Source organism: Bradyrhizobium sp. UFLA05-112, from assembly GCF_053572325.1.
Map to the genome: position 1 here is coordinate 84,746 of NZ_JBANBK010000005.1, position 12,715 is coordinate 97,460.

13 protein-coding genes and 2 pseudogenes are annotated in these 12,715 nt (G+C 62.7%); 3 read left to right on the plus strand and 12 right to left on the minus strand.

Going from position 1 to position 12,715, the window contains the following annotated elements; all coding sequences use genetic code 11:
- Nucleotides 1–1,212 precede the first annotated feature (1,212 nt).
- Complete coding sequence (locus tag SO180_RS04645; RefSeq protein WP_449377642.1) at nt 1,213–2,034, plus strand: class I SAM-dependent methyltransferase; 822 nt, start codon at nt 1,213–1,215, stop codon at nt 2,032–2,034.
- 197 nt (nt 2,035–2,231) lie between these two features.
- Here the strand turns inward: SO180_RS04645 and SO180_RS04650 are convergent.
- The 5 genes and pseudogenes from SO180_RS04650 to SO180_RS04670 all read right to left on the minus strand — a co-directional run bounded on the left by SO180_RS04650 (nt 2,232) and on the right by SO180_RS04670 (nt 6,097).
- Nucleotides 2,232–2,620: pseudogene (locus SO180_RS04650) on the minus strand (VOC family protein).
- A gap of 594 nt (nt 2,621–3,214) precedes the next feature.
- A complete protein-coding gene (locus SO180_RS04655; protein WP_449377643.1) occupies nt 3,215–3,502 on the minus strand; it encodes a hypothetical protein in 288 nt (95 codons plus the stop codon).
- 574 nt (nt 3,503–4,076) lie between these two features.
- On the minus strand, nt 4,077–4,370 hold the full coding sequence (locus SO180_RS04660) for a hypothetical protein (protein WP_449377644.1): 294 nt from the start codon (nt 4,368–4,370) through the stop codon (nt 4,077–4,079).
- A 256-nt stretch (nt 4,371–4,626) separates the two neighbouring features.
- Nucleotides 4,627–5,355, minus strand: coding sequence for an SDR family oxidoreductase (locus SO180_RS04665; protein WP_449377645.1), 729 nt, complete (start codon nt 5,353–5,355; stop codon nt 4,627–4,629).
- 55 nt (nt 5,356–5,410) lie between these two features.
- The gene (locus SO180_RS04670; RefSeq protein ID WP_449377646.1) at nt 5,411–6,097 is read right to left on the minus strand and encodes a DNA-3-methyladenine glycosylase I; all 687 of its coding nucleotides are present in this window, start codon (nt 6,095–6,097) and stop codon (nt 5,411–5,413) included.
- 162 nt (nt 6,098–6,259) lie between these two features.
- Here SO180_RS04670 and SO180_RS04675 point away from each other — a divergent pair, with 162 nt between their 5' ends.
- Nucleotides 6,260–7,087 carry a metallophosphoesterase family protein gene (locus SO180_RS04675; RefSeq protein WP_449377647.1) on the plus strand — a complete coding sequence of 276 codons (828 nt, stop codon included), beginning with the start codon at nt 6,260–6,262 and terminating at the stop codon, nt 7,085–7,087.
- On the opposite strand, the gene SO180_RS04680 is transcribed toward SO180_RS04675, so the two are convergent.
- From SO180_RS04680 to SO180_RS04695, 4 genes are all read right to left on the minus strand, one after another.
- Nucleotides 7,026–7,511 carry a Crp/Fnr family transcriptional regulator gene (locus SO180_RS04680; RefSeq protein WP_449377648.1) on the minus strand — a complete coding sequence of 162 codons (486 nt, stop codon included), beginning with the start codon at nt 7,509–7,511 and terminating at the stop codon, nt 7,026–7,028. The genes SO180_RS04675 and SO180_RS04680 overlap by 62 nt on opposite strands.
- A gap of 109 nt (nt 7,512–7,620) precedes the next feature.
- The gene (locus tag SO180_RS04685) at nt 7,621–8,352 is read right to left on the minus strand and encodes a di-trans,poly-cis-decaprenylcistransferase (RefSeq protein WP_449377649.1); all 732 of its coding nucleotides are present in this window, start codon (nt 8,350–8,352) and stop codon (nt 7,621–7,623) included.
- 30 nt (nt 8,353–8,382) lie between these two features.
- Entirely contained in the window at nt 8,383–8,757 is a 375-nt protein-coding gene (locus SO180_RS04690; protein WP_283038759.1) for a transcriptional regulator, read from the minus strand.
- Complete coding sequence (locus SO180_RS04695) at nt 8,744–9,361, minus strand: hypothetical protein (protein WP_449377650.1); 618 nt, start codon at nt 9,359–9,361, stop codon at nt 8,744–8,746. Before SO180_RS04695 ends, SO180_RS04690 begins: the two co-directional genes overlap by 14 nt.
- Nucleotides 9,362–9,563: 202 nt before the next feature.
- On the opposite strand from SO180_RS04695, the gene SO180_RS04700 reads away from it, so the two are divergent.
- Nucleotides 9,564–10,802: a S1C family serine protease gene (locus SO180_RS04700; RefSeq protein ID WP_449377651.1), complete on the plus strand. Its 1,239-nt coding sequence runs from the start codon at nt 9,564–9,566 to the stop codon at nt 10,800–10,802.
- Between the two features lie 192 nt (nt 10,803–10,994).
- Here the strand turns inward: SO180_RS04700 and SO180_RS04705 are convergent, their stop codons facing one another.
- The 3 genes and pseudogenes from SO180_RS04705 to SO180_RS04715 form a co-directional block, all read right to left on the minus strand.
- A complete protein-coding gene (locus tag SO180_RS04705) occupies nt 10,995–11,738 on the minus strand; it encodes a DUF899 domain-containing protein (RefSeq protein ID WP_449377652.1) in 744 nt (247 codons plus the stop codon).
- Between the two features lie 15 nt (nt 11,739–11,753).
- A pseudogene (locus SO180_RS04710) lies at nt 11,754–12,086 on the minus strand (SRPBCC family protein); the annotation flags it as partial.
- Between the two features lie 11 nt (nt 12,087–12,097).
- The gene (locus tag SO180_RS04715) at nt 12,098–12,547 is read right to left on the minus strand and encodes an ArsR/SmtB family transcription factor (RefSeq protein WP_449377653.1); all 450 of its coding nucleotides are present in this window, start codon (nt 12,545–12,547) and stop codon (nt 12,098–12,100) included.
- Between the last annotated feature and the right edge of the window lie 168 nt (nt 12,548–12,715).

Genomic DNA, 12,715 nt, shown 5'->3' on the forward strand with positions numbered 1-12,715 from the left:
TAGGGTTGCAGCATCAAGAGGATGCGATGGCGGTCTTGCTGGCGCCGCCGCTGGCTCTCACGCAACGCCTCCAATTCAGCCTCAGCGTAGCAGGTATCTTGATTCTGTCGTTTCAGACTAACTAGCAGCGCCTCTTGCTCTGCTAAGCGCCGCTCGCACCCAACTACCTCACGCTCTACCTGCCTCAACTCATCGAGAAGTGCGTCATTAATCATCATCATCAAACACGCTGACTCTGCCGACTGGTCCAAGGCAGGGCCCGCGCGGAGAGCCCCGCAAATTGAGACTACCCCGCCTCGCCAGGTCTGGAGAGTTCACTAACGCACACAACCCACATTAAATTTCAAATCCTCCAAGTTCAGTTTTCGATGCGGTCAGCACAGCTCTAGGAACCTAGGATGCTCTCTACACTTGCTTCTTTTTCTTCTCTTCCCAGGGAGCTCCCATGGCCAAAACGAATTGCTTGATTGTGCGAGCCGTCGGAAGTCAACTAGATCAACTGCGCGGAGAGGCATCCCGCCTTTCCCGAGGAAATAAGATCGACTGGTGGGTTGAGCGCGGCGACATTGGGACGCGGTTTTGCTTTGAGACCGCTGAAGCGAAACAAGCGTTTGCGTCAATCTGCGAAAACTTCGCAGTTGCTTGTAGGGAAGTCTAGCGAACGGTGTAGCAGGCCCGCCCGCGTGAACGGTGGCCTGTTCGAGTTTCACTTTTTCAGGCAAAGACCGATTGTCGGCGGGGTCCCGCACTTCGCGCCGTCCGCGGTTCCTCCACTTGGACAGAACACGGAGACAAGGGTTTCGTTGCTGTCGCAGTTGACGGCGCCGTCGGTCTGCACCGTTCGGATATTGAACGACGCTGGATCGCCCTTGTCGCCCTTGTCACCTTTCGGTCCCTGGGGTCCTTGTGGTCCCTGCGCGCCGGCTGGGCCTTGGGCACCTGGCACACCCTGAATCCCTTGGGCACCTTGCGGGCCGGCCGGCCCCTGCGGTCCTGGATCACCTTTCGGTCCAGGCTCCCTGCCACATGCTGCAAGTACGAGCGCGGCAGTCATCACGGCTACCGTAATCACTTTACGCATTGCGATCCTCCCGACGAGCGAAAAACAGTAAACGTAGCGGCAAAATGACACGATGGCCAACAGCGGAGCTTGTGGTGCAATGCGTTAGCCTCTGTGGTCAGGCTTTGATCCGTAAGGGTCGGAGATTTCCAATGTCAGATGCAACGCGATTTCAGTATACGAGCTCCTCGGTTCCGAAAGCTTACGATGAGTTCTTCGTGCCGCGGTTATTCGAGCCATGGGCAATACTGTTGCTCGATGAGGCCAATCTTCAAAGTGGCGAGGCCGTCCTGGACATCGCCACTGGTCCCGGGACGGTTGCACGACTCGCTGCAGCACGAGTTGGGCCCAAGGGCCGCGTCGTGGCGATCGATATCGCACAGCCAATGCTGGACATCGCTAAGGGCAAAGCGCCGCTCCTAGATGCTGCCCTGATTGAATATCTGCAATCTCCGGCCACGCAACTGCCATCCGAGGCCGGCGTGTTCGACGCGGTGTTGTGCCAGCAGGGATTGCAGTTCTTTCCTGATAGACCGGCCGCCCTGAGAGAGATGCATCGAGTACTGAAGCCAAATGGACGTGCGGCAATGGCCGTGTGGGCGGAGCTTGAACGCAATCCGATATTCGTAGCGTACCATACAGCCCTGCGTGCCACAGTGCCCTCCGAGCTGTCCGATTTAGCGACAGCACCGTTCAGTTTCTCAAGCGGCACGGCGTTGAAGGCCGCAGCCGAAAATGCGGGTTTCCGCCAAGTCCGTTTGTTGACGCCGAAGCTGCTCATGGTGTTGGAGGGTGGGTTGGAGCAAGCAGTACAATCCTTCGCTGCCACGCCAATATCGCCGAGTGTTGCAGCACTTCCCCAAGACGTTCAGGAAGCTTTCTTTGCCCGCGTGCGGCACGAAATGACTCCCCTCTTAAGGGAGGGCAAGGTGGTCGGGGAAATGCATTCAAATATCATCATAGCCAATCGCTAACTTCACGCCCGATCCATGCTGGTGAGCGGCCGACATGTCAAAGCAACGCAAGGATGTTTGGGCCAGTGGAAACGCCTACGCGCCGAAATTTATAGAGCCTGAGCATGATCTCCGCGCAAACCCGTTCCGCGTTTGTCGCGGGGGAAAACCGCTCCACACTTTTTCGGATCATGGACTGGGTTCGCAGCCGTGGCGCCTCAGTTGCGCTGGATCAGGTCCCAGCGGTTGCCACAGATATCCCTGAAAACCGCGACGACCCCATAGGCCTCATACCGCGGCTCTTCGACGAAGCGCACGCCGGCTGCGATCATGCGCGCATGATCGCGACCAAAATCATCCGTCTCCAGGAACAGAAAGACCCGCCCGCCGGCCTGGTCACCAATGCGCGCTACTTGGGCCGGATTGTCAGCCCGCGCCAATAGCAGGCCGGAGCCGGCGCCCCCCGTGGGCGCACGACCACCCAACGCTTGCCGCCGCCAAGCGGCGTGTCCTCGCAGAGCTCGAAATCCAGGGCACCGGTGAAGAAGGCGATCGCCTCGTCATAGTCCGCGACTACGAGGCTGACGAGGGAAAGCCGCTGATTCATCGTCCAACCAAGGGAGTTGCGCGACGTTGGCTGTCAAGAAGGGCAGGATACCATGATATCGGCTCGGTCAGGCGGCAGCGCGATGTGGCGTGCTGCAGCGTGAGTGCATGTAGCCGCTCAATTCCAGAGCCGGCGCACCTCCTCCAGTCAGCCAATGGTGTGTGCATTGCAAAACGGCATAGAGGCCCTAGCGCATTTCCTTCCGCGGGTGCATGCTGCCTTTCGCGGGGCTATGAGGAGGCTTGGCGATGCGTCACCCATCCAAACCGCTACTCGACAAGGCATTCGCTTACAAGGCCGGCGCGATCGGTCTCGGGTTGCTTCCCATAGCTATGGCGTTCGCTGCAGTCCTTATACCCTGATCGCGGCGTCGGACCCGCGAGCGCGACTTCGCAAGGCTTTCCACACCTGCGACCAGCAGTGGGCTTGCACTGCGCGGGTCCACTAGGAGTTTATCATTTGCCAGCCAGTTTCGGACGTCGCTGATCGCGGCATGCACCGCCCTCGCCCGCCGCAACGAGGGCGTTCCTTGTCGTGCGACTCGACTGGTCTACTTCGGCAATGCGCCGTTGTCGCGAGCGGACGGTGCCTGCCTCAGAGCGGGCAAGCTGTGCCCGGCGCCGGCGCGCACCCCTGACCAGGAATGATCGGTTGTGGCGTCGGAAGCGGCGGCCACGGATGAATCGGCACCGGATGGATCGGCACCGGATCGACCGGGATATGTGGCGGCCACCACGGCAACGGCGGAGGGCCGATGTGCACGGGAGGCAGCGGACCGATGATGATCGGCAAAGCGGGGTTCGCGGCATTACTGTCGGCATGCGCGACGCCGACCAATGCGCTCACAACGAGGGATGAGAGGCAGAACGCACGGAAAATCATTGTCGTCGGCTCCTGACTAGGCGCACGGCCAATACGATCGTGCCAAGCAAGAATTCCATTGCGCATCGCCAGCGCCAAGCCGGACATGAGAGCTAGAGATAAACGACTAGTCCCAAACAACTAGCCGCTCACCGAGGCGCAGCCGCAATCGAAAGCCCAGTTTGATGGACCGATTCTGCGGCGCGGCGGCAAGCTGACGGAGACACCGTCGAGCTTCCCGAGGTCTCTTTCAGTTTCAGTGCTTGCTCGGTTCGAACATCACGATCACGCCGGTGGGCTCCGGCTCGTGCGCCCTGAGGCTCGTCAGTTCCGGGGCGGTTCGGTCAGCGAGACCGTTGGTCTGTTCTTGAATACGTCGCCGATGGCGCGAAAAAAAATCGATACATGGATCGATACATGGAAGGTGCTTTTGAGGGTAACACGCGAGCGTTGAGTAACGCGCTGTCGCGGGCAACCGCCGGTTCGGTCGCAAAGTCGCGACGAGCGGCATCACTGACGCGTCTCGCGTCCAGTCGTCATCGACCGCGGCACGCCCATCAGCGCGCCGACGGCCGTCGCGGTCGCGCAAACTCCTTCAATGCTTGCTCGGCTCGAACACCACGATCACGCCGGTCGGCTCCGGCTCGTGCGCCCTGAGGCTGGTCAGCTCCGGATCGCTCCAGTCGGCAAGGCTGACGACTTCGCCGGTCCGGCTCTCCATCGCGGATGAGTCGGTGGGCTCCAGCACTTTCAGTCCGCTCTCGTCGACGAAGAACGTATGATCTCCGAACAGGCTGTTGAGCTGAGGCACGGCCGGGTGTCCGTCGGGAAGCACCTGGGCGTCCAACTGTCTCATGGTCTCCTTGACCTGGATGGCGTTCAGCTTCATGAGCCGCTCCATTTCGCGCTTGTGTGGTGTCCCTGGCGTCGCCGTGGCGGACTTTGTTCCAGCACTGGCCGCCCCGGCTTAGACTCCCGAACAGATCGCACGCGCAATTGTTCCGCAGCGCCTCCACGTCCGAGGCGATCGGTTGCGTCCGCCGTGCTCGTGGCATGATTGGGGCGACATCGAGATGGCAGTCGCACGTGGTCCAAAACGCGGCGGCGGTTGCATTCTCAAGAGGCGGCTAAAGATCAAGACGCGTCTAGAGATCGAAATTGGTCGGCAGCATGACCACATCGCGAATGGTCATGCCACGCGGGCGCGTCAGCATGAACATCACCACATTGGCGACCTCGCTGGCTTCGAGCAGGCTTCCGGAGGCCCTCGCTTCCTCCAGCTTCTCCGGCGGCCAGCCCGCGATCAGTGCGGTGATGACGGGACCGGGCGAAATCGATCCCACGCGGATGCCGTGCTTGATCACCTGGCGTCGCACGGTCTGCACGAAACAGTTGATCGCCCATTTGGACGATGCATAGACCGGCTCCCACGGTGTCGGAAAATGCGCCGCGAGCGAACTCGTGATGATGATGTCACCCGTCCGGCGCTCGATCATGTGAGGCAGCACGTCGTGGACATTCTTCATCACGACGTTGACGTTCAGGTTCAGCATCCGGTCGATCGCGATGCTGTCGGCCTCGACGAGATCGCCGCCAATGTACGTGCCCGCATTGGCGTGCAGGATGTCGAGCTGACCGGTCTTCTCCAGAACGCGCGGCAAGAGCGTGGCGCACTCCCTCGGGTCCAGCAGGTCGATGACGAGCGGGATCGCGGCGTCGCCGTGCCTGTCGCAAATGGCCTTCAGGGCTGCGGCGTCGCGGTCGACCAGCACCACGCGCGCGCCTGCGGCCAGCATCGCCTCGGTGCTCGCCAGGCCAATGCCCGACGCAGCCCCTGTCACGACGGCAACCTTGCCTTCCAGATCTCCTGCCATGGGCGCTTCTCCCTTGCTGGGCGCTTCTTCAGGCGCCCGCCGTGGCGCGGGGCCGTCACTCCCCGCGGTTTTCCCCGACCGATAACGCGCAGATGCGCGAGAGGTGCGTGTAGGGCAGGCCCGTCTCATTGGCCCAGGCATTGAACTGCGCCTGCACCTTGGCGAGATCGCCCTTTGACTTCACCTCCTCGGCGATGTCGAGGCCGGCATCGCGCAGGCACGCGACGACGTCCCTGGAGGTGACGAAGCCGTCCCAACCGACGAAGCGCAGCAGCATCTGGCCGGTGTTACCGCCCAGCCGGCTGCCACGCTTGGCAAGCAGATCGAGCAGGCCGACCTCGTCCGAAGCCGGCCATTTCGCCAGAAATTTTCCGAAGCTGCCATGCTCCTTGGCGATCTCCTGCACGAAGGTGGCATTCTCGCGCACCGACAGGATCTTTGCACCGTTGCGCACGATGCGGGCGTCGCGCATCAGGCCTTCCCAGTAGTCCTCGGGCTGAAAGGTCAGCTTGGCCGGCTGGAAGTGCAGGAAGGCCTGCTCGAAGCCGTCCCATTTTGAGTGGATCACGCTCCAGGCAAAGCCGGCGCAAAATACCCGCTTCGTCATCTCCGCGAGAATGCGATCGTCAGGCAGCTTTGTCAGCGCCTTTGCATCGGGCTTCGCCGGCAGGAGCTTCTCGAGCTGCTTGGGCCCGCCCTTGCGCTTCTCGGCGCGGGCGCGAATGGTCTTGAACGAGGTCATGCGATCACCTGCCATGAGGCCGCGCTACGACACCAGACTTCGCCGGGGAGGTCCAGCCCTTGCCAATTTGCCGCGGCTGCGGGCCGGCCACGCTGGTCTGCTTCTTGCTTTTCCGATGCGGAATTCCCGCGTTTTCTCATTTTCTGACCTGACGGATTTTCAATGCGCTGCCTGGTCGTCGCCGACCTACATTACTCGCTGCCGCAGCTCGACTGGCTCGTCAGCGCGGCGCCGCAATTCGACCTCGTGATCTTCGCCGGCGATGCGCTGGACATCTCCTCGCAGGTGGATTTTCGCGCGCAGATCGTGGTGGTGAAAAAATACCTCGCGATGCTGGCGCGTCAGACGCGCGTCATCCTGTGCTCGGGCAATCATGACCTCGACGAGCGCAGCGCCGAGGGCGAGAAAATCTCGCGCTGGATCACGGAGGCCCGCGAGCTCGGCATTGCCTGCGACGGCGACGACCTGAGGATCGGCGACACGCTGTTCACGGTCTGCCCGTGGTGGGACGGCCCGGTGGTCAAGGCGCGGATTGCCTCGCAACTGAGCGAGGCCGCCACAAGACGACCGCAGCGCTGGATCTGGGCGCATCACGCGCCACCTGCGAATTCGCCGACGAGCTGGGGCGGCAAGCGCTTCTTCGGTGACGTCGATCTGGTGCAATGGATCGCGCAGTATCAGCCGACGATGGTGATCTCCGGCCATGTGCACCAATCGCCCTTCATCACCGACGGCGCGTGGTACGACCGGCTCGGCACCACCTGGGTGTTCAACGCAGGCCTCCAGCATGGCCGGCCACCGACCCACATCGTGCTCGATCTCGACGCGGGCAAAGCGTTCTGGCTAGCGGCAGGCGAAGCGCAATGTATCGATCTCGATGCGGCCCTGCGGCGGCCCGCGTCGGCAGTCGCCGAGCCGCCGGACTGGCTCACATTCTTGGATCGGATTGCCGATCCGAGCCTGGCGAAACCTCCTGCGACGGCAGGTTGATCATGCTTTGCAGGACGTCGCCGACCATCGCCAGATGGTTGCCTTGCCCGGCATATTGCCGCTTGAGATCGGCAAGATAGGTGTTGGCGACGTTGAGCCGCTGCGCCAGCATACGCGCAAGCAGAAGCGCGACCTCGGGCTCCTGGATCAGGAACGAGGCGGCATCGTCGAACTCGTAGATGACGGAATCGGCGCAGGCGCGCACCGTCGCGGTGTGCGGCTGTTGGAGCAGTACCGACATCTCACCGAATACGGCGCCGGGCTCGGCGATGGTCGCAACCACGGTGCCGCCCTTGATCACCTCGAGCTTGCCTTCCATCAGCACGTAGAGATGCCCCGAGGCGCCGCCCTCGGTCAGGATCAGCGCGCCGGCTGCGACCCGCCGCTCCGTTCCGCTCCTGCAATAGTCCAGCACCGCGCGCATGTTGATATCCCCGTCCGTGCCAGACTAGGCACCGATGCGATCGGCGTCGAAGGGATAAAAGCGGCGAAGCTGCTCAACTTTTCGGCATCAGTGGCCATACCGCATCGCATCACAGGCTCGGCGCCGGCTCCAGCGGCAAGGACTGCAAGCCACCGAAGCGGCGTTCGCGCCGATGGAAGGAGGCCAGCGCCTCGGCGAGATCGCTGGCCTCGAATTCGGGCCACATCCGCTCGGTGAAATGCAGTTCGGCATAGGCGCCCTCCCACAGCAGGAAGTCCGACAGGCGCTTTTCGCCGGAGGTGCGGATGATGAGATCGACATCGCGCAAGAACGCTTCGCCGGTGACGAGCTGCGAGAAGGCCTCTCGGGTGAGGCTCGTCAGCGCGGCCGCCTTGGCGGCGGCGTTGAGGATGGCGTCGCGCGCCGAATAATCGACGGCGATGCGCAAATGCAGCGCTTTGCCGTGGGCGGTTGCGCGCTCGGCGCCGGCGATTGCCGCGGCAATGCCCTCGGGCAGGCGGTCGCGACGGCCGATCACCGAGAGCCGGACGCCGTTCTTGACCAGGCTCTGCACCTCGTTGGCGAGATAGAAGCGTAGCAGCGTCATCAGGGCCGCGACCTCGGCCCTCGGCCGGCGCCAATTGTCGGTCGAGAACGCATAGAGCGTCAGGGTGCCGATGCCTTGCTTGGGTGCGGCTTCGACGATGCGCCTGATCGTCTCGACACCGGCTTCGTGGCCGCGGACGCGCGACAGGCCGCGCCGCGTCGCCCACCTGCCATTGCCGTCCATGATGATGCCGACATGAAGCTTGTCGTTTGCCTGCGTGACGTCACTTTGCATTGCAAAGTCTCCGATCAAAAAAGGGGGGGGTCAGGTCGAGATGATGCCGAGGCGGCCGAGCGGCGGCGCCTCGCGGCCGGCGGCCTTGGCGGCATCGCGCACCAGGCGTTCGAGCACGGTGAGATAATCGAGGAACCGGCGGCGGCCGGCCTTGGTCAGCCGGCAGGTGGTGTGGGGACGGTTGCCTTCGTAGCCTTTGGTCACGTCGACGAGGCCGGCCTCCTGCAGCACGGCGAGATGCCGGCTGAGATTGCCGTCGGTCAGGCCGCAGAGCTGCTTGAGATCTGCGAAGGCGAGCCCCTTCGGATGCGCCATCAGCGAGGTCAAAAGGCCGAGCCTTGCCTTTTCATGGATGACGCGATCGAGCCCCTCATAGGAGAAGGGTGCACTTTCAATCTTCGACATCATGGTCTCCGGACGCAACATAGAGAATGCCGGCCATCAGCGACTGCCCGATTACGAAGGGCAGCCCCATGGTCCAGGGCGAGAGCGTGTGAGTCTGGCTCGCCAGCACGACGATCACAAAGCCCGACACGAAATACCAGGCGCCCGCCAGCGCGACACTGCGCGGCAGCGAGCGGACGGAAGCGAAGATGCCGAGCGACACCAGGACCTGCCACAGGCCCGGCAACAGCCAGAGCGTTTCGGCCGCGAACTTCCACAACACCACCGCGAGCAGCACGCCGGCAACGCCAGCCGGCAGGAACTGCTCGATCGCCTGGTGAATCATGACATCGGCAAGACCGGAGTGATGGCGGCGCGAGCGCGCGCGCATCTCGATCCAGATAACGAAGCCCGAGAGGCCGGCCGCAAGACCCCAGCCGAGGAAAAAGGCAAGCGGCTGAGCGCTCGGATCGTCAATAAACCAGTATTGCAGGATGGTGGTGATGAGCGCGAGCGCGCCGGTTGCGACCATCGTCGCGGGACCATAGCCACGAAAGGCGGTGCCGGCTGCGATCTGGCTGCGGATCGCCACGATATCGGCCAGCGCCTTATCGAGATCGCGCATCTGCAACGTCGAACCTCGCTACACCCGCGGACCCCATCCGGGGGCGTCGTTTACTTTGTAATGCAAAGTATACCGTATCGCAAAGTAAAAGCAAGGGCGCCGTCATCCAACCGGGCGACGGCCGGCGCCGAACAACTGCCGGTTGCGCCAAACCGGGTCGTACGGGTAAGGTGTCGAACGAGAAGCGTTCCGGGGCTTTGCAATGTTGAAGTGGGCAGTGGCATGCGTGCTGCACATCGTTCTGATCGGGGTTGTCAATGCCGCGGGGCCGTTCGGATCCGTCAATATCGGCAATTGGATCGGCGGCGCGTTCAGCAATGATGAGTCCGGCGCGTTCTCTCATTGCGCAGCGACGGCGCCGTATGCCAACGGCGTCATTCTGGTCGTCGCCCAGAATGCAGCGGGCTCGTGGCTGCTGAGCTTCGCCAGTCCCGGTTACAAGTTCAACAAGGACGAGAACGCCGCGATCGACGTGACCTTTGACGGCCAGGAGCAAGCGCGCGTGTTTGCCACAGCCAATCGATCCGACATGCTGACCGCGATCATGCCGCCGAACGTGGTGCGGTCGTTTCAGAAGGCGAGCCTGATGGTCGCGACGGCCGGCCGCACCGTCCTGCAATTCCAGTTGACGTCGAGTGGGCCCGTGATCGCGGCGCTGGCCAATTGCGTCACCAAGGTGAAGGCCGACGGGCTAAGCAAGGCCGGCGATTTCACCAAGGTCGCGGCGAAGCCGGCGCCCGCTGACAAGCAGGCGCCGCCCAGCGGCAAACCGGGCAAGACCGGAAGCTACAGCGGCACAGGCTTCGTGGTCAGTGGCAGCGGTCACGTCGTCACCAACAATCATGTGATTGACGGCTGCGTCGGGGACATCAAGGGCAATCTCACCGGCGAAGCGAGGATGGTGCTGCGCGTGGTGTCGCGCGATGCGGTCAACGATCTGGCGCTGCTGCAGGCGCCAGCGACGGCGACGTTCAAGGACTTTGCCAAGATCCGCGATCGTTCAATCCGCTCCGGCGATTCCGTCGTGGCGATCGGCTTTCCATATCATGGCCTTTTGACCTCCGACTTCACGGTCACGACGGGCATCGTGAGTTCGCTCAGCGGCATTCTCAACGACACCCGTCACCTACAGATCAGCGCGGCCGTCCAGCCAGGCAACAGCGGCGGCCCGCTGTTCGACACGTCCGGCCAGTTGATCGGCGTGGTCGTGTCGAAGCTCGATGCCAGGATGCTGATGAGGGCGACGGGAACGATCCCCGAAAACATCAACTTCGCGATCAAGACCGGCGCGATGCGCGACTTCCTCGACAATTCCGTCGTGCCCTACCAGACCGCCGAGCCGAAGGGTGAGCTCAAGACCACCGACATCGCCGGCAACGCCCGCGCCTATACGATGCTGATCTCGTGCACCGGGACGGAGCAGGCCGACGCAAAGCGATAGGTTTGCTGCGCGTTGCCGCAACAAGCGCGACTGTCATTCCCCGCGAAGGCGGGGAATCCAGTACGCCGCGGCCTTTCCGTACTCGTCACGGCCTCTGGAATACTGGATCGCCCGCTTTCGCGGGCGATGACACTGTGGATGTGGACGGCGCCTTGCCACAAGCGTCGCTGAAGACCCAGCAACCCGACCAGCTCAGCCATGGCAGCACGCCGCCTTTGCTGCATCAGGCTCGTACTGGTCGCGTAGCCGCACCCAGTCCATCGGATAGGGCAGGCCTTCCTCGTGACGACCGAGCGGGGTGAGATCGAGATACTGGTAGGCCGCGTTCATCATGTCGAGACCGCGGGCAAAGCACGAGTAAGTGTGAAAGACGGCGCCAGTCTCGTCGCGGAAGAACACGCTGATGCCGGGCAGCTCGGGGCCGTAGAACGGCGTGGTGCCGAAATTGTATTTCGGCTCGCCGTTGTCGATCTCTTCGCGCGTAAACGTTACGCCAAAGTCATGGTTGAAGTCATTGTCATTGTCGCCCGAGGACACCCAGTCGAACGTCCAGCCCATGCGCTTCTTGAAGGCCTCGAGCTTGGCAACCGGCGCGAGCGAGATCGCGACCATGGCGGTATCGCGCGCGGCCAGATGTGGCACCATGCGCTCAAAACCGTCGGCCCAGAACGAGCAGCTCTTGCAGGCCGCCTCCCAATCGGGCGCGAACATGACATGCTGCACGACGAGCTGCGGGCGCCCCTTGAAGAGGTCGGCAAGCGTCACCTTGCCGTTCGCGCCGTCGAACACGTAATTCTTGTCCACCTTGATCCAGGGAAGGTTGCGGCGCTCCTCGGCGAGACGCTCGCGCGCTTTGCTGAACTCTTTCTCATGCGCCAGGTGCGCCTTGCGGGCAACGATCCACTCCTGGCGGGAAACGATCTGATGTTGCTGCATGATGAACTCCGTTGATCAGGCGACGAAGGCGTCGAGCTTGTCGAAGAACGAGCTCCAGCCGCGTTGATGGTTGTCGCGTGCGGTTTCGTCGAAGAACTGGGCATGATGGAAGATCATCAGCGTGCCACCGTTGTCGGGCTTGAACGTGATGGTGACGAGCGACTCGCGTTCCGGCGTCGAGTGCCAAGCCCAGGAGAACACCAGCCGCTCGTTCGGCACGACCTCGCGGTAGGTCCCCCCGGCCTCGAAATATTCGCCGTCGTCGCGGGTGAAGCTGATCCGGTAGCGGCCGCCGGTACGGACGTCGAGGTCGGCCTGCACCGTCGCGGGCTTCATGTTCGGCGGGCCGAACCACTGCGCTAGCTGCTCTGCCTGCGTCCACGCGGCGTAGACCCTTTCCGGCTTCGCGCGGAGCCGGCGCGTGAGGGTGAGGCTTGGACGTTCGCCGGCGCGGGCTGCGGCTGCTTGGTTGACGGCCATGGGTCTTCCTCCACAAAAGCTGCAAGGCGATCGAAATTGTCGGACCAGAAGCGCGCGTAGCGATTGAGCCAGTTCATCGCCTGCTCCATCGGCTGCGCGGTGAGCCGGCAGGCGACCGTCCGCCCGGTCTTCTCCCGCACGATCAGGCCTGCATCCGACAACACCTCGAGATGCTTCATGATTGCGGGCAGCGAGATCGAAAACGGCGCGGCCAGTTCGCTGACCGACAGGCCGTCCTCCTCGCCGAGCCGTGCCAGCAGCGCACGCCGCGTCGGATCGGACAACGCCGCAAAGGTTCGGTCTAGCGTCTCGCTCTGATACTTAACCATGTGGTTTAGTATAGGTGGAAGCAGCCTGCCGTCAAGCGGGAACGCGCATATGGAGGTCCGCACGACTGCGTGATTGCGCGCTCGCCTAAAAATCGGTTCCGGAACGCAAATGAAAAAAGCCCCGCCTCGCGGCGGGGCTTCGTCAGCGTCGACATGCGCGAGCCGGTA

What these genes read in the sequence shown, in the direction of transcription:
- SO180_RS04645 (WP_449377642.1), top strand. Translation starts at nt 1,213, where the DNA reads ATGTCAGATGCAACGCGATTTCAGTATACGAGCTCCTCGGTTCCGAAA.
- SO180_RS04655 (WP_449377643.1), bottom strand. Translation starts at nt 3,502, where the DNA reads ATGATTTTCCGTGCGTTCTGCCTCTCATCCCTCGTTGTGAGCGCATTG.
- SO180_RS04660 (WP_449377644.1), bottom strand. Translation starts at nt 4,370, where the DNA reads ATGAAGCTGAACGCCATCCAGGTCAAGGAGACCATGAGACAGTTGGAC.
- SO180_RS04665 (WP_449377645.1), bottom strand. Translation starts at nt 5,355, where the DNA reads ATGGCAGGAGATCTGGAAGGCAAGGTTGCCGTCGTGACAGGGGCTGCG.
- SO180_RS04670 (WP_449377646.1), bottom strand. Translation starts at nt 6,097, where the DNA reads ATGACCTCGTTCAAGACCATTCGCGCCCGCGCCGAGAAGCGCAAGGGC.
- SO180_RS04675 (WP_449377647.1), top strand. Translation starts at nt 6,260, where the DNA reads ATGCGCTGCCTGGTCGTCGCCGACCTACATTACTCGCTGCCGCAGCTC.
- SO180_RS04680 (WP_449377648.1), bottom strand. Translation starts at nt 7,511, where the DNA reads ATGCGCGCGGTGCTGGACTATTGCAGGAGCGGAACGGAGCGGCGGGTC.
- SO180_RS04685 (WP_449377649.1), bottom strand. Translation starts at nt 8,352, where the DNA reads ATGCAAAGTGACGTCACGCAGGCAAACGACAAGCTTCATGTCGGCATC.
- SO180_RS04690 (WP_283038759.1), bottom strand. Translation starts at nt 8,757, where the DNA reads ATGTCGAAGATTGAAAGTGCACCCTTCTCCTATGAGGGGCTCGATCGC.
- SO180_RS04695 (WP_449377650.1), bottom strand. Translation starts at nt 9,361, where the DNA reads ATGCGCGATCTCGATAAGGCGCTGGCCGATATCGTGGCGATCCGCAGC.
- SO180_RS04700 (WP_449377651.1), top strand. Translation starts at nt 9,564, where the DNA reads ATGTTGAAGTGGGCAGTGGCATGCGTGCTGCACATCGTTCTGATCGGG.
- SO180_RS04705 (WP_449377652.1), bottom strand. Translation starts at nt 11,738, where the DNA reads ATGCAGCAACATCAGATCGTTTCCCGCCAGGAGTGGATCGTTGCCCGC.
- SO180_RS04715 (WP_449377653.1), bottom strand. Translation starts at nt 12,547, where the DNA reads ATGGTTAAGTATCAGAGCGAGACGCTAGACCGAACCTTTGCGGCGTTG.